Source organism: Microbacterium sp. M28, assembly GCF_025836995.1.
GTDB lineage: Bacteria > Actinomycetota > Actinomycetes > Actinomycetales > Microbacteriaceae > Microbacterium.
In genome coordinates this window covers 1823627-1844248 of sequence record NZ_CP107546.1, presented here as the reverse complement: position 1 = coordinate 1844248, position 20622 = coordinate 1823627, and the positions used below count along the sequence as shown (strand labels likewise).

At 67.7% G+C, this 20622-nt stretch carries 16 protein-coding genes; 7 read left to right on the top strand and 9 right to left on the bottom strand.

Features of this window, described 5'->3' with window-relative positions; all coding sequences use genetic code 11:
- The first annotated feature begins 19 nt into the window (after nucleotides 1-19).
- The 3 genes from OED01_RS09100 (at nucleotide 20) to OED01_RS09090 (ending at nucleotide 4683) form a co-directional block, all read left to right on the top strand.
- Nucleotides 20-1342, top strand: coding sequence for an anthranilate synthase component I family protein (locus tag OED01_RS09100; RefSeq protein ID WP_264154961.1), 1323 nt, complete (start codon nucleotides 20-22; stop codon nucleotides 1340-1342).
- 61 nt (nucleotides 1343-1403) lie between these two features.
- Complete coding sequence (gene leuS / locus OED01_RS09095; protein WP_264154960.1) at nucleotides 1404-3974, top strand: leucine--tRNA ligase; 2571 nt, start codon at nucleotides 1404-1406, stop codon at nucleotides 3972-3974.
- A 97-nt stretch (nucleotides 3975-4071) separates the two neighbouring features.
- The gene (locus OED01_RS09090) at nucleotides 4072-4683 is read left to right on the top strand and encodes a ComEA family DNA-binding protein (RefSeq protein ID WP_264154959.1); all 612 of its coding nucleotides are present in this window, start codon (nucleotides 4072-4074) and stop codon (nucleotides 4681-4683) included.
- Nucleotides 4684-4691: 8 nt separating this feature from the next.
- On the opposite strand, the gene OED01_RS09085 is transcribed toward OED01_RS09090, so the two are convergent.
- Nucleotides 4692-5849, bottom strand: a complete 1158-nt coding sequence (locus OED01_RS09085) for an AAA family ATPase (RefSeq protein ID WP_264154958.1) — start codon at nucleotides 5847-5849, stop codon at nucleotides 4692-4694.
- Between the two features lie 54 nt (nucleotides 5850-5903).
- Nucleotides 5904-7148: an MFS transporter gene (locus OED01_RS09080; protein ID WP_264154957.1), complete on the bottom strand. Its 1245-nt coding sequence runs from the start codon at nucleotides 7146-7148 to the stop codon at nucleotides 5904-5906.
- A gap of 538 nt (nucleotides 7149-7686) precedes the next feature.
- Between OED01_RS09080 and OED01_RS16470 the strand changes: the two genes are divergently transcribed.
- Nucleotides 7687-7884 (top strand): hypothetical protein, encoded by a 198-nt coding sequence (locus tag OED01_RS16470; RefSeq protein WP_413231575.1) that lies wholly within the window; start codon nucleotides 7687-7689, stop codon nucleotides 7882-7884.
- Between the two features lie 533 nt (nucleotides 7885-8417).
- Entirely contained in the window at nucleotides 8418-9509 is a 1092-nt protein-coding gene (locus tag OED01_RS09070; protein WP_264154956.1) for an SH3 domain-containing protein, read from the top strand.
- Here OED01_RS09070 and OED01_RS09065 read toward each other — a convergent pair.
- Nucleotides 9496-9960, bottom strand: a complete 465-nt coding sequence (locus OED01_RS09065; RefSeq protein ID WP_264154955.1) for a hypothetical protein — start codon at nucleotides 9958-9960, stop codon at nucleotides 9496-9498. The two genes, OED01_RS09070 and OED01_RS09065, sit on opposite strands and share 14 nt — an antisense overlap.
- Nucleotides 9961-10205: 245 nt before the next feature.
- Here OED01_RS09065 and OED01_RS09060 point away from each other — a divergent pair, with 245 nt between their 5' ends.
- Entirely contained in the window at nucleotides 10206-12536 is a 2331-nt protein-coding gene (locus OED01_RS09060; protein ID WP_264154954.1) for a ComEC/Rec2 family competence protein, read from the top strand.
- Nucleotides 12537-12546: 10 nt separating this feature from the next.
- Nucleotides 12547-13578 carry a DNA polymerase III subunit delta gene (gene holA, locus OED01_RS09055; protein WP_264154953.1) on the top strand — a complete coding sequence of 344 codons (1032 nt, stop codon included), beginning with the start codon at nucleotides 12547-12549 and terminating at the stop codon, nucleotides 13576-13578.
- Nucleotides 13579-13660: 82 nt separating this feature from the next.
- Here holA and rpsT read toward each other — a convergent pair whose 3' ends face one another.
- The 6 genes from rpsT to OED01_RS09025 form a co-directional block, all read right to left on the bottom strand.
- Nucleotides 13661-13921: a 30S ribosomal protein S20 gene (gene rpsT, locus OED01_RS09050; protein ID WP_264154952.1), complete on the bottom strand. Its 261-nt coding sequence runs from the start codon at nucleotides 13919-13921 to the stop codon at nucleotides 13661-13663.
- A 108-nt stretch (nucleotides 13922-14029) separates the two neighbouring features.
- Nucleotides 14030-14779: an alpha/beta fold hydrolase gene (locus OED01_RS09045; protein WP_264154951.1), complete on the bottom strand. Its 750-nt coding sequence runs from the start codon at nucleotides 14777-14779 to the stop codon at nucleotides 14030-14032.
- Between the two features lie 109 nt (nucleotides 14780-14888).
- Nucleotides 14889-16607: an ABC transporter family substrate-binding protein gene (locus OED01_RS09040; protein WP_264154950.1), complete on the bottom strand. Its 1719-nt coding sequence runs from the start codon at nucleotides 16605-16607 to the stop codon at nucleotides 14889-14891.
- 161 nt (nucleotides 16608-16768) lie between these two features.
- The gene (locus OED01_RS09035; RefSeq protein ID WP_264154949.1) at nucleotides 16769-18700 is read right to left on the bottom strand and encodes an ABC transporter ATP-binding protein; all 1932 of its coding nucleotides are present in this window, start codon (nucleotides 18698-18700) and stop codon (nucleotides 16769-16771) included.
- Nucleotides 18697-19614, bottom strand: a complete 918-nt coding sequence (locus OED01_RS09030) for an ABC transporter permease (protein ID WP_264154948.1) — start codon at nucleotides 19612-19614, stop codon at nucleotides 18697-18699. Before OED01_RS09030 ends, OED01_RS09035 begins: the two co-directional genes overlap by 4 nt.
- A complete protein-coding gene (locus tag OED01_RS09025; protein ID WP_264154947.1) occupies nucleotides 19614-20597 on the bottom strand; it encodes an ABC transporter permease in 984 nt (327 codons plus the stop codon). The genes OED01_RS09030 and OED01_RS09025 overlap by 1 nt, the downstream gene beginning before the upstream one ends.
- Between the last annotated feature and the right edge of the window lie 25 nt (nucleotides 20598-20622).

Genomic DNA, 20622 nt, shown 5'->3' with positions numbered 1-20622 from the left:
TCGGCCCTACGCTGGGAGCGTGCCGCACATCTTCGCCCTCTGCGCCAGAGCGCTGACGGTCAGCGCCGCCCCGGAGCAGTTGTTCCTGCGCGAGGAGGCTGCGCAGGCGGCCGTGTTCTGGCTCGACGCCGGCGCACGAGCGCGTGACGGATGGAGCATCATCGGCTCCGGCGAGGTGGAATCGGATGCCGAGGCACCGCACGCCGTCAGGATCGACGACGTGCCGCACCGGGACGCGACCCGTCCGCCGTTCACCGGCGGCTGGGTCGGCTGGCACGATTACGAATCCGGTGCCGAGGCCGCCGGCGCTCCGATCGCGGTCGACGGACGGGCGGATGCGGCGTGGCTGCGGGTGCGTCGTGCCGTCGCGATCGATCACGCCACCGGAGTGCTGTGGGCCCTGGCCGCCGACGGGGAGCTGGACGACTGGGCCGCGGAGATCGAGCGGTGGTGCGCCGCGGCATCCGGCCAGGAGGCCTCCCCGGACCTGCCGAACTCCGTCGCTCTCGGGCGGCACGCGCCGGCGGAGTACGCCGCACTCATCGAGCGCTGCCGCGACGCGATCCGCGCCGGCGAGGCCTACCAGCTCTGCCTCACGACGCGGTTCGACGTGCCCGGCGAGCACGACCCAGTCGCGGCGTACCGGCGCTTGCGGGAGCAGACGCCCGCGCATCACGGCGGGTTCATCAGGATCGCCGGCCGCGCACTGCTCAGCGCGAGTCCGGAGCAGTTCCTGTTCACCGATCGCGGAAGGGTGGTCACGCGCCCGATCAAGGGCACCCGACCGCGCGCCGCCGATCCCGCGCACGATGCCGCTCTCGCAGCCGAGCTGCTCGCCAGTGCCAAGGAGCGCGCGGAGAACGTCATGATCGTCGACCTCATGCGCAACGACCTGTCGCAGGTCTGCACGCCGGGGACCATTCGCGTCGACGGCCTCTGGCAGGTGGAGAGCTACCCGGCCGTGCACCAGCTGGTGAGCACGGTGAGCGGGGTGCCCGCGGGCGCGACGACCGTCGCCGACCTGTTCACCGCCGCCTTCCCCGCCGGGAGCATGACCGGTGCGCCGAAGCTGTCGGCGATGACGATCCTGCACGCGCTCGAGCGCGGCCCACGCGGCGTCTACAGCGGATGCTTCGGATACGTCGGCGTCGACGGATCGATCGATCTCGCGATGGTGATCCGCAGCATCCTGATCGACGACCACGGTGCGCATGTCGGCGCCGGGGGAGGGATCACCTGGGGGTCGATGGTGGATGCCGAGGTCGCCGAGGTCGCGATCAAGGCGCGGGCCCCGTTGGCGGCGCTCGGAGCCCGTCTGCCGGACGCCTGGAGCGCGGAATGATCCGATAACCTGGAACTTCGCGATCTCCGCGATCCCCTGCGTTCCAGATTGGCCGTTGCTCTTGTCCGAGACCACGTTTGAAGAAGCATCCGCTCTGCCCTCTCCGCACGCCCTGCAGGCGAAGTGGCAGAAGTACTGGGCCGAGAACGAGACCTTCCTCACGGGCGGTGCCGACGACACGCGCCCGCGCAAGTACGTGCTGGCGATGTTCCCCTACCCGTCCGGCGACCTGCACATGGGCCACGCCGAGAACTACCTCTACTCCGACATCGTGGCGCGCTTCTGGCGTCACCGCGGTCACAACGTGCTCAACCCGATCGGCTGGGACTCGTTCGGTCTGCCCGCCGAGAACGCAGCGATCCGTCGCGGTGCCGACCCGCGTGAGTGGACGTACGCGAACATCGCGCAGCAGAAGGCCGCGTTCCAGTCCTACGGGGTGTCGTTCGACTGGTCCCGGGTGCTGCACACGTCTGACCCGGACTACTACCGCTGGAACCAGTGGCTGTTCCTGAAGCTGCACGAGCGCGGTCTCGCGTACCGCAAGAAGAGCGCCGTGAACTGGTGCCCGAACGACCAGACGGTGCTCGCGAACGAGCAGGTCGTCGACGGGCGCTGCGAGCGGTGCGGCGCCGAGGTCGTGAAGAAGAAGCTCACGCAGTGGTACTTCAAGATCACCGAGTACGCCGACCGTCTGCTGGACGACCTGAACCAGCTGGAGGGCTCCTGGCCGCACAAGGTTCTGCAGATGCAGCGCAACTGGATCGGCCGCTCGGTCGGTGCCGACATCGACTTCGTGATCGAGGGTCGGGACGAGCCCGTCACCGTCTTCTCGACGCGCCCTGACACGCTCCACGGTGCGACGTTCTTCGTCGTCGCCCCCGACTCCGACCTGGCGTCCGAGCTGGTCGCCGATGCTCCTGAGCAGGTGCGGGAGCGCTTCGCGGCATACCTCGCCGACGTGCAGAAGACCACGGACATCGACCGGCAGTCGACCGACCGCCCGAAGACGGGCGTGTTCCTGGAGCGCTTCGCGATCAATCCGGTCAACGGCGAGAAGCTGCCGATCTGGGCGGCGGACTACGTGCTGGCCGACTACGGCCACGGCGCCGTCATGGCGGTGCCCGCTCACGATCAGCGCGACCTCGATTTCGCCCGGGCGTTCGACCTGCCCGTCAAGGTCGTCGTCGACACGACGGCACCGATCACAGGTGCGATGCCGGTGATCGAGGTCGACGAGGACGGCGTCCCCGTCGACACGCTGCCGGGCTTGGACGACCAGCACCCCTCCGTCACGGGAACCGCGCTGACCGGCGAGGGGCGTCTCATCAACTCGGGCGAGCTGAACGGCCTGTCCAAGCGGCACGCGATCGCCCGCACCATCGAGAAGCTCGAGGCCGCAGGCACCGGACGTGCGGCGAAGAACTACCGCCTGCGCGACTGGCTGATCTCGCGTCAGCGCTTCTGGGGTACACCGATCCCGATGCTGCACGCCGAAGACGGCCGGATCATTCCGGTGTCCGAGGACCAGCTGCCGGTGAAGCTGCCCAGCGTCGAAGGTCTCGACCTGGCGCCCAAGGGCGCTTCCCCGTTGGGCGCGGCCGAGAGCTGGGTACGCACGACCGACCCGCAGACGGGCGAGCCGGTGCTGCGCGACCCCGACACGATGGACACGTTCGTGGACAGCTCGTGGTACTTCCTGCGCTTCCTGTCGCCCGGCAACGAGCAGGTGGCGTTCGAGCCGGCGCAGGCGGACCGCTGGGCTCCCGTCGACAACTACATCGGCGGTGTCGAGCACGCCATCCTGCACCTGCTGTACGCGCGCTTCATCACGAAGGTGCTGTTCGACATGGGGTTGATCGACTTCACCGAGCCGTTCAGCAGCCTGATCAACCAGGGCATGGTGATCCTGAACGGCCAGAAGATGTCCAAGAGCAAGGGCAACCTGGTGCTGTTCGAACAGGAACTGTCCGCCCACGGCGCCGACGCGCTGCGCGTCGGCATGGCGTTCGCCGGGCCCGCGGAGGACGACAAGGACTGGGCCGATGTCTCGATGACCGGCGCCCAGAAGTTCCTCGCGAGGGTCCTGCGGGTCGCGCACGACGTGTCGAGCCCCGTCGACGTGATCTTCGCCGGTGGCGATGCCGCGCTGCGTCGCGCCACCCACCGCCTGCTGGCCGATGCGCCGGCGCTGGTCGAGCAGACCAAGTTCAACGTTCTGGTCGCGCGACTGATGGAGCTGGTGAACCTGACGCGCAAGACGATCGACACGGGTGCCGGCGCTGCCGATCCCGCTGTGCGCGAGGCGGCCGAGACCGTCGCCGTCATGCTCGACCTGATCGCCCCGCACACCGCCGAGGAGATGTGGGAGGTCCTCGGACACGAGCCGTCCGTCGGGCTGGCCCAGTGGCGCTCGCCCGACCCGGCACTGCTGGTGGAGGACTCCATCACCGCAGTCGTGCAGGTCGGCGGCAAGGTGCGCGCTCAGCTCGAGGTGTCGGCCAAGATCGGCGCGGAGGAGCTCGAGAAGCTCGCTCGCGCCGACGAGCGGGTCATTCGCGCCATCGGCGACAAGGAGATCCTGAAGGTCGTCGTGCGCGCGCCGAAGATCGTCAGCATCGTCGTCAAGGGCTGAGACCACTCGTCCTGCACCGATCCCGGCATCCGTCGAACTCTCCACGGATGCCGGGATCGCTGCGTTCCGGCGGCGCTCGCGTGCATAGCGTGGCGGAGTGCCAGCGGAATCCGAGACACCCCAGCCGCGCCCACGCGCACGGCTGAAGCTCGGCGTCGGCGCCGCCGTGGTGCTCGGGCTCGTCGTGCTCTCCGCCGCCGTGGGGCTGGGCATCCTGCGCGGTCAGACGTCCGGGTCGCAGGTCGTCGACATCGCGGATGCCGGGACCGCGACCGTGGCACCGGCCGAGGTGTACGTGCATGTGCTCGGACAGGTGACGCGTCCTGGCCTGTACCTGCTGGCGCAGGGCACGCGCGTCGCGGACGCGTTGGCCGCGGCCGGCGGCACGCTGGAGGACGCTGATCTGCAGGCCGTGAACCTGGCGCGGCTGATTTCCGACGGTGAGCAGATCGTGGTGCCGCAGATCGGCGCGGCGCCGGCGCCGGGGGCCGGATCCGCTGCCGCGCCCAGCGGCGACGGCGTGATCGATCTCAATGCCGCAGATCAGGCCGCACTGGAGACGCTGCCGCGGATCGGACCCGCTCTGGCGGAGCGGATCATCCAGTGGAGGGACGAGAACGGCCGGTTCGCTTCGGTGGACGATCTGCTCGCGGTGCCCGGGATCGGTGAGAAGCTGCTGGAAGGTCTGCGGGACAAGGTGCGGGTGTGAGTCGCTGGTCACCAACCGGCAGCGCGTTTGACAGCCTCTGCCGCGGCCTGGAGGGGGAGATCTCGCGTGTCGACGCTGAGCTCGCCTTCGCGCTCGGGCAAAGTCGACTGCGAGTCGGCGGCCAGGAGGATCTGCTCGAGCTCAGATTCGGTGGCGTCTGCGACATCGTCGCCGGCGAGGGATGGACCATCGCCGCTCCTGCGCAGCCGCGCATGCCTCCGGATATCGGAGGCGGACGGCGCGAGCCGGACGAATGACAGGTCCGACGCCGGGAGTGCGGCGCGTACCGCCGCGGGCTCGACGTCAAACGGAGCGACGACGACGAACCGGTCGGTGCCGACCTCACGGAACGCCCGTTGCAGTCGCGCGAGGTTCGCCAACCCCACGAGCGTGCTGTCGACGTTCCAGGCGAACGACAGTTGCGCGAGATCGATGAAGCCGGCACGCCGGCCTTCCGTCCATTCCCGGCTCACGATCTCCCAGCCGATTCGCGATGCGCCCGCCAGGCGAGGTCCGGTGATCCACAGCATCCGATCCGTCGCGGGAGCGGCCGGTCCGGTATGCGGCTGCACCGCGTCGGATTCCGCATTCGGGTCGGCCGGCTGCCCGAACTCGAGAACCTTCTCGACGGCGTCGGCTTCCGAAAGGCCGTCCGTGGCGATCCGCCCCCAGGCGGAATTCACCCGCCCCGCCTCAGCGGTGCCGGCGGAGAGGAACTGAAGAAGCTGCTCACCCGTGTCGCCCCGCATCGTCAAGCGCCTGCGCCGTGTCTGCTCTGTGGCGTCCAACCAGAGCGACTGCACGGTGATCCCCGGGATCTGCGGCGGCGGGTCGTCGGGCCACGCGACTCCGGAGACGACCAGGCGGTCGATTCCCGCGAGGGCGAACTGTCGAGCGACGCCGGCGAGGGCGCGTTCTTTGAGGGCCCATCGGTCCGGGTCGTCGTCGGGTGCGGGATAGCACATGCCGAGCTGATCGATGTCGACGTATCCCGTGGCGACGCCGGCGCCGGCGAGTCTGTTCGCGACAGCCCACGCCGTTGTGGATTTGCCGACGCCAGGGGCTCCGGCGAGTCGCAAAAGGTGCATGGGTGGAGCGTAACCTCGTATCTCCGCAGGCGAGTGTTCCGCCACCGGCCCGGCGTCCGAGACGTAGAGCGCGGTCAACGCAGACGTTCGGCGCTCTTGACCGCCGCCTCCGTGAGCGTGCAGAACGGCCGCCTATCGAGCTGCAGGCTGCGCGAGGGAGGGGAGCTCTCGGACCGACGGGAGAGCGGATGTCAGGACGACGAGCAGCTGCAGGGCGAAGACGACGACCGCTGCGGCGATGCACCAGGCCATTCCGACCGTTGCGGCTATGACGACGCCGAGTCCGGCGCCGATCGGACGGGCGCCATACGTGGAGACCACGACCAGAGAAGACACCCGGCCGATCATCGCGGCGGGCGTGACGGCTTGGCGGAGTGAGGTGGTGGATATCGTCCAGAGGACAGGCCCGAGACCGAAGAGGAAGAACGACGCGAGCGCGAAAGCCGGGGCCGGGATCCAGAGGGTGGCGACCATCAGGGCGGCAGCGATGAACCCGCCGGCCGGGCCGAGCACGGTCAGCAGGCCGAACCGGAGGCGGCGTGACAGGGGGCCGGAGAGGGCGGCGCCGATGACCATTCCGGCTCCGTAGGCGCCCAGGGTGATTCCGACCGTGGTGGGTGTCATCGTCAGGTGTTCGAGTGCGTAGACGACGAAGACGGATTGGATGAGAAACCAGCCGATGTTGAAGACGGTCGAGGTGAGGATCATCGGTCGGAGCAGCTGATGTCCCAGCGCGTAGCGGATGCCGTGGGCGGCGTCGCTCCACGGCGATGTGTGGGGCGACGTTGTGGTTCGGGGGATGTCGAGTCGGATCAGCAAGGCGGCAGCGGCGGCGCAGGCGATGGTGGCGAGAACGAGTGCGGTGCTCGCGTTGGTCGCTGAGACGATGGCGCCGGCGAGGATCGGGCCGGAGATGAAGGCGGCGCTTCGTCCGAGCTCTAGCCATCGGTTGGCGTCCATCAGGCGCTCGGACGTCACGAGCCGGGGGACCGCGGAGGGGACCGCGACGCTGACGCCCACGGTGCCGATCGCTCCGATGAGGCCGAGGGCGAGGAGCGCGCCGAGGGAGAGAGCATCGAATGCGATCAACACGACGATGCTGCCCAGCGTGATCATGCGCAGAAGCTCCGAGGCGAGGAGGACTCGCCGCGGGGACGTGCGATCGATGATGAGCCCGAATGGGAGTGCGAGGACGAGGAACGGGAGCGTCTGCGCGACCTGCAGCAGTGCCGTCTCCGTTGCTCCGGCGCCGAGCAGGAGAACGGCGGCGAGGGGCACAGCGACCAGCGCGATCTGCTCTGCCATCTGGGTGGTCACGCTCGACCATGCGATGCGCGTGAACGTGCGCGGGAGCGGCGCACGGCGGGATGATCTCATGGTTCGAGTCCATCAGTGACGAGCCTCCAGTTCCGGCGGAAATCGGACGTCGCTATCCAGGTCCAGATGCGGACCGATGAATCGTGCGCTTCCCTCGATGCTCGAAGAATCGGACCGGCCAGCGCGAGTGCGCGAAGAACGCGACGGCGCCGCTTTCGAGCTCTTCTAGCTCGTGGATCAGTCAGCGGGGCTGTCGGGTAGTAGCTCACCTTCGAGGCAGACTTTAGAACCCCAATTTCGTGCGGGATCACATGGCGATGGCGGATCTGGAGGACGCGGAAGTTGTCGTCGGAGTGGCAACCATGGTCTTCGGACTCCTGCTCTTGGTTTTTCGGCGAGCGCTTATGCGAGCGATTCGCTGGGGTCGTCGTTCCCATCGGTTTCATCGCGATCGGCCTGTTGACCGCCCTGGACGGATGGCTTTGGCGAATCTGATTTCGTGGTGTGATCGGAGAACCACGCGCGACGTTAGGGACTGCAGTCGGTTTGGTTGATTCTTGATCTGTGCGGATTCCGGTTCTCGCGGAGGATGGTCAACATGCCCGACGTCTCCGAGCGGTACCTGCAACAGTGGTCGAAGATCGAGGACGTCGACGACGGCATGAAACCCGGTGTGACCCAGGCCGACACGGCCGAGCTGCGTGAAGCGAAGAAACGCATCCGACTGCTCGAGCAAGAGAACGAGAGTCTGCGGAGAGCGGCCGCCGATCTGTCGCAGGCGTCACTCCCCAAATGATGTTCCCGCTGGTCCTCGACCTTGCCGCAGATCAGATCCCTGCGCCTCGGCGAAACAGGCGGTTCTGAGCGCCCTAACCGAGCCGATTCGCTCTCAACGCCGGAAAAAACGGGCTGGGCTCCGATAGCGCGGACAATGGTGAATTTCGGCGGTGAGAAGCACACCCCTTGAAGTGAGATGGGGCTGAGCACGAGTTCAACAACCCGGGCGCTCGAAAACGAGTGGATGAGCCGTTTCCACTCGTCACTGGCGGTGAATGCGGCCACACCAGTAATGTCGTGAACGCTGCGCACCCCACCGCGCGATCCCTCTCTGACCGGAGAATCATGAAACTCAGATCCCGTCATGCACTGGCTCTTGCGACGGCGATCGCGCTGGGCTCCGCAGGTCTATCCCCGGCCGCCGCAGCCGCTGCTGTGCCTGTCGCTGCGCCCGTCTCTGGGATACAGACTGCCGTACCCGCGGCGACGACCTTCGTGTTGCCTCTCGCGTCGAAGTCATACGACGTTTCCGCGTGGCAGGGTCCGCGCTGCATGCCGATGCCAGGAGCCACCACGTCGCACGGCGGCGTCGACCTCGCGACCAAGAACGGTTCGCCGATCTATGCCGTCGCCGCAGGCGTCGTCACGGCGACCGTATCGGGAACCAGCTCGGTCGCCGGGCACATCGACATCCGTCACACCGTTGGCAAGACCACGTACACGACGAAGTACCTGCATGTCTGGTCGGCGACGACCCACGTGAAGGTCGGTCAAATCGTCAAGGCCGGGCAGCGGATCAGCTCGGTGGGCATGAGCGGAAACACCAACGGCCCGCATCTGCACCTGGAGCTCTGGGAGCACGCTGCGTCGGGCGGGTACAAGCAGCTCGATCCAGTCCCTTGGCTGAAGAGCCGCGGCATCGACGTGGCGGGGAAGGCTACCCGGATCACGGCCAAGACGGCACCCAGCACCTGCACGTATTACACGACCGGAGCGGTGAACCTGCGCGCAGGGGCATCGACTTCAACGGCCGTCGTCGTGAAGCTCGCCGCCGGCACCATGGTCACGGCGGTACCGGGCCAAGTCTCCACCTCGTTCCTGCCGGTCAAGGCGGGTGCACGCAGCGGATGGATCGCGAACTGGCTGCTCAGCCCGACTCGCCCCGCCGTCACGACGCCGAAGCCTCCGGCGCAGGCGCCGGCGCCGGCGCCTGCGCCGGTTCCGTCCAAGGTGACGTACAAGACAACGGCGGCGTTGAACCTGCGGCCCACGGCATCGACGAGCCAGAAGCCACTGCTGACGATCCCGAAGGGCAAGGACGTGGGCCAGATCCTCGCGTCGAGTGGTTCGTGGCGCAAGGTCGCCTACGCCGGGAAGACCGGCTGGGTGCAGAGCGACTATCTCGCGAAGTCGACCGCGACGTCCCCGGCGCCGAAACCCGCGCCTGCCCAGCAGCCGGCCACCTACAAGACCACGGCGGCGCTGAGCCTGAGGCCCACGGCATCGACGAGCCAGAAGCCACTGCTGACGATCCCCAAGGGCAAGAGCGTCGGCCAGATCCTGGCGTCGAACGGTTCCTGGCGCAAGGTCACTTACGCCGGAAAGACCGGCTGGGTGCATAAGGACTTCCTCACGAAGCAGTGAGAAGCCGGTACGTCAGTCCCGCTGAGGAAACTCGCCCAGGTGCCATTCCCACAGTGAGCGCCAGTTGCGGCGAAGTTGTCTCCTGCGCGGTGAGCGCGATCGATGCCACCGGGAGGCGGATCGGCAAGCGGCCGCGCCGCTGGTGCGCGCCTATCGCGTCCCCGAAGGCGGCGACGAGCTGCGGCACCTCCAGCAGTTCGGCCCTGATGCTCGCGACGAATCCGCCGGCTGCTGCGGCGATGGTGGTCGGGAGGTACGCGATGGAGTCATGTTCGTCGGCGTCGCGCTCGGCTGCCGTGCGGGACTCGTACGGGCGTCGGCGTCGGATCTGCCACTTGAAGCGCTGGCGTACTGGCGGGCTGGTTGTGTGCGCCCTGCGAGCGTGGCCACGGCGAGGGAGACGCCAGCGAAAGCGAACGAAGTTCTTCGCCTTCACGGCATGATTCAGCATCGCTCCGATGCTGAATCGACGTGTCGAGACGGGCGACCGCTGACGCAGAAGTTTCCGTCGGATCAGGAGAGCAGCGTTACCCGAACCACTCGTCCTGCACTGCTCCCGGCATCCCTGGAGCTGTCCACGGATGCCGGAATCGCCGGATCGCTGGCCCGAACGTGTGCGTACCGTGGCGGAGTGCCAGCCGATTCCGAGACGCCCCAACCGCGCCCGCGGGTAGCGGCGAGGTCGCGGGTGCGGGTGTGAGCCGGCGCGACCTGCGCCTCGTACCCGTGGCTGCTGCGGCATGGGCGGTCGCGCTCACGTGCGCGTTCCTGCCCGCAGCAGGCTGGTGGTTGGTGGCAGGCGCGTTTGTCGTCGGCACGGTACTCGTCGTGGTGGCGTGGAAGTCGTATCGGCATGGGTGGGCGCCACTGGCGGCTCTGGCCTGTGCCGGCGCCGCGGCGGTCGCGTTGACCTGCGCTCTCGCCGCGCCGGTGCGCGCGGATGCGGCCGCGCTCGACGGCCGGATCGTCAGTGTGGAGGCGGAGGTCACGTCTTCGAGCACGATCGGATCGGACGGGCGCAGCTGGTTCGACGCGCAGACCGTGCTGATCGGGCCGACCGGATCGGAGCGCGCTCTGTCGATCCCGGTGCGAGTCGGCATCGACGGGCTGGACGGCGCCGATCTCGGCGCGCGGATACGGGTGCTCGGGCAGGTGATGGCCAGCGAGCCGTCCGAGCGCGCCGCTCTCGTGGTGTTCGCGAGCTCGGCCGAGGTGCCCGCGCCTGCTCGCGGCCTCTTCGCCGTCGCCGCAACGACCCGGGCCGAGTTCGTGGAACGCGCTGCACGGCTCCCAGAGCCCGGCGCCGCCCTGCTGCCGGGGCTCGCCGTGGGCGACACGACCGCGGTGTCCGCCGAGCTGAACGATGCCATGCTCACCAGCGGTCTCTCGCACCTGACCGCTGTCAGCGGCGCGAACTGCGCGATCGTCGTGGCGGCGGCGTTCTGGCTCGTCGCGCTGTGCGGTGGTGGGCGCCGCCTGCGTGTGCTCGTGGCACTGGGCGCGCTGGCGTCCTTCGTGGTCCTCGTGACTCCGGAGCCGAGTGTGATCCGGGCGGGAACGATGGCGGCGCTGGGCATGCTGTCCATCCTGCTGGGGAAGCCCACGGCCGGTGTGAGCGTGCTGTGCCTCGCGATCGTCGGCATCCTCGTCGCCGATCCATGGCTCGCCGCGACGCCGGGTTTCGCCCTGTCGGCGGCGGCGACAGGAGCGCTCATCCTGCTCGCGCCGTCGATCGCGCGAGGGCTGGGACGCTGGCTGCCGCAGGTCCTGGCGCTCGGCATCGCGGTCCCGATCGCGGCACAACTGGTGTGCGGGCCGATCATCGCGCTGTTCGCCGAGCAGCAGTCACTGATCGGCGTCGCGGCGAACATGCTCGCCGCGCCGGCCGCACCGATCGCCACGGTCGTCGGACTGCTCGCGTGCCTGGCCGCACCGGTTCCTGCTGTCGCTGATGCCTTGGCTGCGGCCGCCTGGCTCCCCGCCGCGTGGATCGCGACGACGGCCACCACCACCGCACAGATCCCCGGAGCCGAACTGCTCGTGGTCCCTGGCCTGGCGACGTCGGCCATCGTCCTCGTGCTCAGCGCGGCCTGCGCGATCGTGCTGTGCCGTGGTCGATCTGGCTCGGTGCCGCCTCGCAGCCTGCTGCGCTCCGCGAGCGCCGTGCTCGTCATCGCCCTGGCGCTGGGCGGCGCCCGAGTCGTGCTGGACGGACCGCTCGCGGTCGTCGCGGTTCCTGAGCACTGGTCCATCGCGGCGTGCGATGTGGGTCAGGGCGACGCACTGGTCATCCGCTCGGACGCGCGCATCGCCGTGATCGACACCGGGCCCGAACCCGAACCGCTGTCGCGGTGCCTCGGCTCCCTCGGCGTCGACCACGTCGACCTGCTCGTCCTGACGCACTTCGATCTCGATCATGCCGGGGGCGCTGCTGCGCTGATCGGGCGCGTCGACACGGTGCTGCACGGACCCGTAGGCGAGCCGGAGGACAGGCACCTGCTGAGCGAGCTCATGACCGGCGGTGCAGCCCTGGTCGAGGCATCGGTAGGGCAGAGCGGGCAGCTCGGTACGGCTCAGTGGCGGGTGCTCTGGCCGCGGGCGCAGCAGGCGGCGTTCCCGTCCGGCAACGATGCGAGCGTCGTGATGGAGTTCGAGGGCGCGGACCTGCCGCGGTCGCTGTTCCTCGGCGATCTCTCGGCGACACCGCAACGGCTGCTCGCCGCATCGGGCATGCTCCGCCCGCCGTATCCGGTGGTCAAGGTCGCCCACCACGGCAGCGCGGATCAGGATGCCGGACTGTACGCGCTCCTGGATCCTGCCATCGCGATCGTGAACGTCGGGATCGACAACGACTACGGGCATCCACGGGAGGAGACTCTGGACCTCGTCGCGGCCGCTGGAGCGATCACGCTGCGCACCGACCTGCAGGGGCGCGTCCTGGTGGGCAGGCGCGACGACGAACTGGTCGTCTGGTCGGAGCGTTCGGATGCCGGTGACGCACCGGCCGAGGTCGGTGGCCCCGGGTAGGCTGGAATCTATGGCAGCCGCTCGCACCCCCGCACGCAAAGCGGCGGCGAAGATCCCGCAGGTATCCTGGCGAGAGCCGCGTCCGGCGCCTCTGGTGCTCGTCTCCGGACCCGAAGAGGTATGCGCTGAGCGCGCCATCGCCGGCATCCGCGAGTATCTGCGCGCCGAGGATCCGGCACTCGAGGTGAGCGACATCCGTGCCGACGACTACGCCGCAGGAACGCTGCTGGCCGTCACCTCGCCGTCGCTGTTCGGAGAGCCGCGGTTGGTCCGCGTCTCCGGCGTCGAGAAGTGCTCCGACGCCTTCCTGCAGGAGGCCGTGTCCTACCTCGACAACCCACAGGAGGGGGCGACCGTCGTCCTGCGCCACACCGGCGCGAGCGTCCGCGGGAAGAAGCTCCTCGACGCTCTCAGAGCCGGCACCGGCGGGGGCATCGAGATCGCGTGCCCGGCCGTCAAGCGGGACGGCGACCGCTTCGACTTCGCCGCCGGCGAGTTCAAGGCCGCTGGCAAGCGCATCCACCCGCAGGCGCTGCGTGCGCTGGTCTCCGCCTTCTCCGACGATCTCACCGAGCTCGCCTCCGCGTGCCAGCAGCTGATCAACGACGTCGAGGGCGATGTCTCCGAAGACGTGGTCACGAAGTACTACGGCGGACGCGTCGAAGTCTCCGCCTTCGTGGTCGCCGACACGGCGATCGCCGGACGCTACGGCGAGGCGCTCGTCTCGCTCCGGCATGCCCTGGCCTCCGGCGCCGATCCGGTGCCGATGGTCGCCGCGTTCGCTATGAAGCTGCGCACCATGGCCAAGGTCGCCGGCATCCGCGGTTCGAGCCGCGAGATCGCGACCCGCCTGGGCATGAAGGACTGGCAGATCGACCGGGCCCGGCGCGACCTGGCCGGATGGAACGAGCGATCGCTCGGACTCGCGATCCAGGCGACCGCGCGGGCGGATGCCGAGGTGAAGGGCGCCGCGCGCGACCCGATCTTCGCGCTGGAGCGCATGGTGACGGTCATCGCCACGCGCGCGCCGTTCGCCGAGTAGCGCAGCGATCCCGGGGCGAGCGAAGCAGGCGGAACGACGAAAGCCCGCCCCGCGAACGGGACGGGCTTTCGGATGATGCGGCTCAGAGAGCGGCGACCTGCTTCGCGATCGACGACTTGCGGTTCGCGGCCTGGTTCTCGTGGATGACGCCCTTGCTGACGGCCTTGTCGAGCTTCTTGGTCGCCTTCTTCAGCGCGGCCTCGGCTGCGGCCTTGTCGCCGGCGGCGATGGCCGTGCGGGTCTGGCGGACGGCGGTCTTGAGCTCGGACTTGACAGCCTTGTTGCGGGCCGTCGCCTTCTCGTTGGTCTTGATGCGCTTGATCTGCGACTTGATGTTTGCCACGCGTGGAAGCTTTCGTTCAGAGATGGGATTGGGAATGCCGGGAGCAGTAGAGGGGCTGCTGTCCAGCGGTCGTGAGGGGTTCACCCACACGCAAGCCAAGAAGCAAGCTTACCAGGTTTGTCGCGAAGAGCTGTCCGCAGCGTCCCGCTCGAGGGTCGCGACGGCCAGATCCAGCAGCGCGTTGAACACTACAGGTCGCATCGCCGTGACGAGGTGCGTGGTGCGCGGCACGACGATGAGCTCGGAATGCGGGGCCAACTGCTGGAAGAGCCGCTCGTGCATGCGCAGCTGATCGAACTGTCCGTTGATCCACCACACCGGGATGCGGATGCGGGGGAGCGAGGTCGTGAGGTCGAGGTCGGCCAGGCTGGCGAGCGCCACCCCCTGGGTGTCGAGAGCGTAACCACCGGCCTCGAAGTCGGCGCGCGTATCCTCGGGCAGCGTGGCGTACAGCACCCGCTTGGTCAGCCACATCCCGCGATCGGGAAGAGCGTCGAACTGCTGGGCGAGGAAGCGATAGGTCGTCAGTGCGACACCCCGGGGGAGCGCCGTGCAGGACGCCCCGATCAGCCCGGCGAGAGGCGGGGCATCCTCCTGCCCGCTGTACGCGACCGAGAGCAGGCCGCCCATCGAATGGCCGACTAGGAGGACCGGCCCGTGCGCCGCGGCATCCCGCACCGCCGTGTCGATCGTCGCGAACGCCTCCGCCAGAGTGAACGGCTCAGCCATCCGGCTGCCGTGACCCGGAAGATCGACCGCGACGCTCTCGATCTCGCGCTGCGCCAGGTGCTCGAGCTGACTGCGCCACATCGTGCGAGAGGTGCGGATGCCGTGGACGAAGACGACGCGGGGCTTCACGATCATCAGCTTAGGAACTCGCCGGCTCGAGCGCACGAAAACGGGGCCGGTGGATAAACCACCGGCCCCGTTTCAGGGCGCCTCGACCGAGCGCGGCGTCCTGGAGGGATTACTCCTTCTCGTAGCCGACGTTCTCGACCGGCGTGATGCCGAAGAGGTCGAGGCCGACGTAGGGCTCAGGCGTGAGGTTCGCCAGGCCCGCCTTGACGGTCCAGATCTCCGGGCCGTTGAGGACGGGGATGATGCCCCAGGTCTTGGAGAAGATCTCTGCTTCCATCTCCATGGCCTTCTTGGTCTGCTCCACCGGGTCCGAGATCGTCTCGAGCTCCTCGTGGATCATCTTGTCGATCTCTTCCGTGCCGGTGCCCGACAGGTTCAGACCGCTGTCCGAGCAGTACAGCTGGCAGAACCAGGCGGCACCGAACGGGTCGGACGAGGTGAAGTTGAGGAAGAACAGGTCACCGTTCTGGGTGTTGTAGTCCTCAGCGAACTCCGCCGACGGGCGCTGGTCGATCTGCACGTCGACGCCGACAGCCTTGAGCTGCGACTGCACTGCGAGCGAACGCGCACGAGCGGTCTCGGTGTCGGAGTGGACCGGGAAGACGATCGAGAGCTTCTGACCGTCCTTCTCGCGGATGCCGTCCTCGCCCAGGGTCCAGCCGGCCTCGTCGAGGAGCTTGTTGGCACCCTCCGTGTCGCCGTCCTTGCGTCCGGCCTCTTCCAGCGCGTTGCTGTAGTCGGGCTGGAACGAGAACAGGGTGAGCGAGCCGGCGGGCTCCTCGGTGTAGTTGAGACCGTTGAAGACGATCTCCTTGACCTGCTCGATGTTGATCGCCTCGAAGATCGCCTTGCGGACGTCGAGCTCGGCGAGCACAGGGTTCGCAGCGTTCAGCGTGAAGATCGCGTTCGCGGTGGCCTGACCCTTGTAGGTCTCGACGCCCTCGAGGTCTTCGACCTGGGCGAGCAGCTCGGCGCTGCCGGTCTCGGCCATGTCGACCTCGCCGTTGCGCAGCGCGTTCACGGCAGCGGTCGGCTCCATCTGGATGAAGGTGACCTTGTCGAGGAGGGGCTCCTCGCCCCACCACTTCGGGTTCGGCGTGAGCGTGACGACGCCACCGGTCTTGTCGTAGTCCTCGACCGTGTAGGGACCTGCGCCCCACTCCGGGTGCCAGTCACCGAGGAACGCGGTGTTGAAAAGCTCCGGCGTGTTGACGGCCGGGTGCAGCAGCTGCGAGTAGACCATCTCCGGCCAGGCGAACTCGCCCTTGAAGGTGACGATGACGTCGCGGTCGTTCTCGCCGGCCTCGACGGACTCGATTTCCTTCCAGCCGTCGGTCGCGTTCGGCAGGTAAGCCTCGTTCGTGCCGTTCTGGGCCTCCCACGTCGCCTTGAACGCGGTGACGTCGATCGGCGTGCCGTCGTTCCAGACAGCCTTCTCGTTGACCTTGAAGTGCAGAACGGTCTTGCCGTCCTCGACACCGAAGGAGTAGTCGTCGAGGTACGCCGGGTTCGGCTTGACCGTGCCGTCCGGGTCCATCAGCAGGACCTGCGGGCGGAACCACGTGCCGATCTGCGTGACGCGTGCGTCACCGTCGCCGTGGAAGTAGTTCAGCTGCTCAGCGATGTTCGAGACGGGGATGCGCAGTTCACCGCCGGCCTCGAGGTTCTCGCGGGGCTGGGGGTTGTAGTCTGCGCCTTCGACGGTCTGGGGGCCTTCGCCCTCGCCTTCGTTGCCGCCGCCATTGCCCGCTGGTGCACATGCGCTCATGGCGAGTGCAAGGGCGCCGCCGAGAGCGGCGATGCCCATCAGCTTCTGATGCCGTTTCATGGTACTCCTTAGTGCCTGTCGGCCTTACTTGGGATAGGGGCAGACTATTCCGCCCCCGGGGAGCAGATCGCATCGCACGACGTTTCGTTATCGGACTGTGCAGAAAGCGTCACATGACTGTTTCACAAGCGTCATCCGATCGTGTGCGATGCATCCGCAGCTCAGCCGGCGGCGACCGCCGTCGCGTCGAATCCTTCGACCGGAAGGATGATCCGCTCGCGCGTCCGTTCGATGTCCGGGTCCGGAATCGGGATGGCCGAGAGCAGGGCCTTGGTGTACGGATGCTGCGGGTTGTCGAAGACCTGGTCGACGTCGCCGTGCTCGACGAACGAACCGCGATACATGACCGCGACGCGATCCGCGATGTGCCGGATGACCGCGAGGTCGTGCGCGACGAACAGGTAGGACAGTCCGAGCTTCGACTTGAGCTCATCGAGCAGGTTGATGACACCCGCCTGGATCGACACGTCCAGCGCCGAAACCGGCTCGTCGAGGACGACGACCTTCGGGTTCGTCGAGAGAGCGCGTGCAATGCCGATGCGCTGACGCTGGCCGCCGGAGAACGCCTGTGGGAAGCGGTCGCTGTGGGCCGGGTCGAGCCCCACGAGCGCCATGAGCTCCTCGACGCGGTCGAAGACCTCGTCCTTGCCCATCCCGATCGCGAACATCGGCTCGGCGATGATGTCCCACACCGTCATGCGAGGGTCGAGGGCGCCCATCGGGTCCTGGAAGACGATCTGCAGGTCGCGCCGCAGCTGACGCTCCTCCGCGCGGGACTTGATGTCCGCGACGCTCTTCCCGCCGATGCGGATATCGCCGTCCTCCTGCTTGACCAGATCCATGATCTGCAGCAGTGTCGTGGTCTTGCCGCTGCCGGACTCGCCGACGATCGCCAGCGTCTCGCCCTGCCGCACGTCGAAGCTGATGCCCTTGACGGCGTGGACCTCGCCCACCTTCCGCTTGAACAGCGCGCCCTTCATGAGTGGGAACGTCTTGCTCAGGTTGACGGCTTCGAGCGTGATCGGACGCTGCTCGCGCGGCGTCTGCACGAGTGCGCTCTCGGGGATGTCCGGTACCGGGAACACCGGCATTCCGCCGATGTTGCCGTCGTCGTCGATGTCCTCGGCACGGATGCACGCGACCGTGTGGTCGTCGCCGCCGCCCGTGTGGATGGGCCGCAGCGCCGGTTCGCCGTCGCGGCACGCGTCGATCGCGATCGGGCAGCGGTCGGCGAACGGGCAGGCATCCGGCAGATCGATCAGCAGGGGAGGGTTGCCCTTGATCGGGATCAGCGGAACCTTCTCCGCCTTGTCGACGCGGGGGATCGCACCGAGCAGGCCGATCGAGTACGGCATCCGGGTCCGGTAGAAGAGCTCGCGGACGGCCGCGTGCTCGACGGGCTTGCCCGCGTACATGACGAGCACGTCATCGGCGGTCTTCGCGACCACGCCCATGTCGTGCGTGATCATGATCATCGCGGCGCCGGTCTCCTCCTGCGCCTTCCCCATGAGCTCGAGGATCTGCGCCTGGATGGTCACGTCCAGAGCCGTGGTCGGCTCGTCGGCGATGATGAGCTTCGGGTTGTTCGCCATCGCGATCGCGATGACGACGCGCTGACGCATTCCGCCGGAGAACTCGTGGGGGAACGCCTTCATGCGCCGTTCCGGCTCGGGGATGCCCACGAGCGAGAGGAGCTCGACCGAACGCTCCCACGCATCCTTCTTCGACAGACTGCGGTGGACGGTGAGCGCCTCGATCAGCTGGTCGCCGATCGTGAAGACCGGGGTCAGCGAGGTCAACGGGTCCTGGAAGACCATCGCCATGCCGTTGCCGCGGATGACCGAGAGCTGCTTGTCGGTCTTGCCGATGAGCTCCTGGCCGTCGTAGACGATGGAGCCGGTGACCTTGGCGTTCTCATCCAGCAGGCCCATGATCGCGAGCGACGTGACGGACTTGCCCGAGCCGGACTCGCCGACGATCCCGAGCGTCTTGCCGGATTCGAGGTCGAACGAGACGCCTCGGACGGCGTCGACTCGTCCGGCCTCAGAGGGGAAGCTGACCTTGAGGTCGCGGACGGACAGAACTGTACTCATGCGCGACCTCCAGCCGCCGAAGTCGGATCGAGGGCATCGCGCAGACCATCGGCGATGAGCGCCATCGAGACGGTCAGCAGCGTCAAGGCGAGCGCGGGGAAGTAGAACAGCCACGGAGCACTGACGAGCGTGCTCGAGCCGTAGCCGATCAGCGCGCCGAGCGAGACGTCAGGCAGCTTCACGCCGAAGCCGAGGAACGACAACGCCGTCTCGGTCAGCACCGCGGTGACGACGCCGAGCGTGAAGTTGATCACCAGCAGCGAGCCGATGTTCGGCAGCATGTGCCGCGTGACGATCTTGAGCCCCGGGAGGCCTGCGTAGCGGGCCGCGTGGATGTACTCGCGCTCGCGCAGCGAGAGCGACAGGGTCCAGATGATGCGCGCCGGCATGAACCAGCCGACGACGAAGACCATGACCAGCGAGATCACGATCCAGTTTCCACCGGCGTCGTTCGAGATCATCGCGAGGATCAGGAAGTTCGGGACCACCATCATGAAGTGGATGACGGCGAGCATGATGCGCTCGTACGGTCCGCGGAAGTAGGCCGCGGTCGCACCGACGATGGCCGAGACGGCCGTCGTGCCGAACGCGACGACGACGGCGATCATCATGGATCGCTGCAGGCCGGTCGCGACCTGCGCGAAGTTGTCGTTGCCCGAGCCGTTGGTGCCGAACCAGTGCTCGGCCGACGGTCCCTGGCGGAGCGCCAGGAAGTCCAGATCGGACGGGCTGTACGGCGAGATGAGCGGACCGACGATCGCGAAGAGAACGAGCAGCGCGAGGACCACGATGCCGATCATCGCGCCGCGGTTGCGCATGAAGCGGCGTGTGTACAGCGTCATGAGCGACGTGCGCTTGCGCGACTTCAGCTTGTTCTCGATCTCCGTGGAGACTTCGATTGCTTCCAGAGACATCAGCTCACCCGCACTCTCGGATCGAGGACGACAACGGTGATGTCGGCAAGGATGGCGCCGATCGCCGTCATGAGGGCACCGAACGCGGCGACCGCGACGACGCCGTGGATGTCGTTGCCGTTCAGGGTCTGGATGAAGTACCGCCCCATGCCGTTCCAGTTGAAGATGGTCTCGGTCAGCACCGCGCCGGTGAAGACCGCCGGGATGGTGAACGCGACCTGCGTCGTGACGGGGATCAGCGACGTGCGCAGCGCGTGCTTGCGGATGGCCTGCTGCTTCGTCAGACCCTTCGCGCGGGCGGTGCGGACATAATCCGCCTTGATGTTGTCCAGCAGGAGCGAACGCTGCAGGAAGTGGATCGACGCGTAGCCGGTGATGACGAGCGCGAGAGTCGGCAGCGTCAGATGCTGCAGCACGTCGACCAGAACAGGGAAGAACCCTTCGACACCGGGGCTCGAGGAGCCGACGACGTAGAAGACCGTCGTGCCGACGGCGTTGTTGAAGCCGATCGCGAGCAGCACGAGCGCGAACCCGGCCACGACGGTCGGGATGTTCATCGTGATGATGCTCGTGCCCTGGCCGATGCGGTCGGCGAGCTTGTACTGCCGCGACGCGGTGTACACGCCGAGCGCGATGCCGATGACGGTGGTGATGATGGTCGCACCGAGGACGAGCTCCGCACTGATCCAGACGCGGTAGGCGACCTGCTCGTTGACGGATTCGCCGGTCGGGCCCATGCCCCAGTCCCAGCGGAAGATGATGCCGGAGAGCCAGGTCCACCACCGCTCGAACAGCGGCACGGAATCGCTGAGATTCCGCGGGAGGAGGAGGGCGTCGATCTGCTCCTGCGAGAGCGGGGGACGCCGCCCGACGTAGTTGTTCGCCGGGTCCAGGTAATTCCACGCCAGGAAATAGGTGATGTTCGTCGCGATGACGATCATCAGCACCCACCCGAGTAGGCGGCGCACGAGATACTTGATCAAGGTGATGAGTCTTTCTCTATACAGA

Bases quoted from the DNA above. Each gene is read 5' to 3' on its own strand.
- OED01_RS09035 (WP_264154949.1), bottom strand. From the start codon at position 18,700: ATGAGTACAGTTCTGTCCGTCCGCGACCTCAAGGTCAGCTTCCCCTCT.
- OED01_RS09065 (WP_264154955.1), bottom strand. From the start codon at position 9,960: ATGCTGAATCATGCCGTGAAGGCGAAGAACTTCGTTCGCTTTCGCTGG.
- OED01_RS09030 (WP_264154948.1), bottom strand. From the start codon at position 19,614: ATGTCTCTGGAAGCAATCGAAGTCTCCACGGAGATCGAGAACAAGCTG.
- OED01_RS09040 (WP_264154950.1), bottom strand. From the start codon at position 16,607: ATGAAACGGCATCAGAAGCTGATGGGCATCGCCGCTCTCGGCGGCGCC.
- holA (WP_264154953.1), top strand. From the start codon at position 12,547: ATGGCAGCCGCTCGCACCCCCGCACGCAAAGCGGCGGCGAAGATCCCG.
- OED01_RS16470 (WP_413231575.1), top strand. From the start codon at position 7,687: ATGCCCGACGTCTCCGAGCGGTACCTGCAACAGTGGTCGAAGATCGAG.
- OED01_RS09070 (WP_264154956.1), top strand. From the start codon at position 8,418: ATGCCGATGCCAGGAGCCACCACGTCGCACGGCGGCGTCGACCTCGCG.
- OED01_RS09080 (WP_264154957.1), bottom strand. From the start codon at position 7,148: ATGAGATCATCCCGCCGTGCGCCGCTCCCGCGCACGTTCACGCGCATC.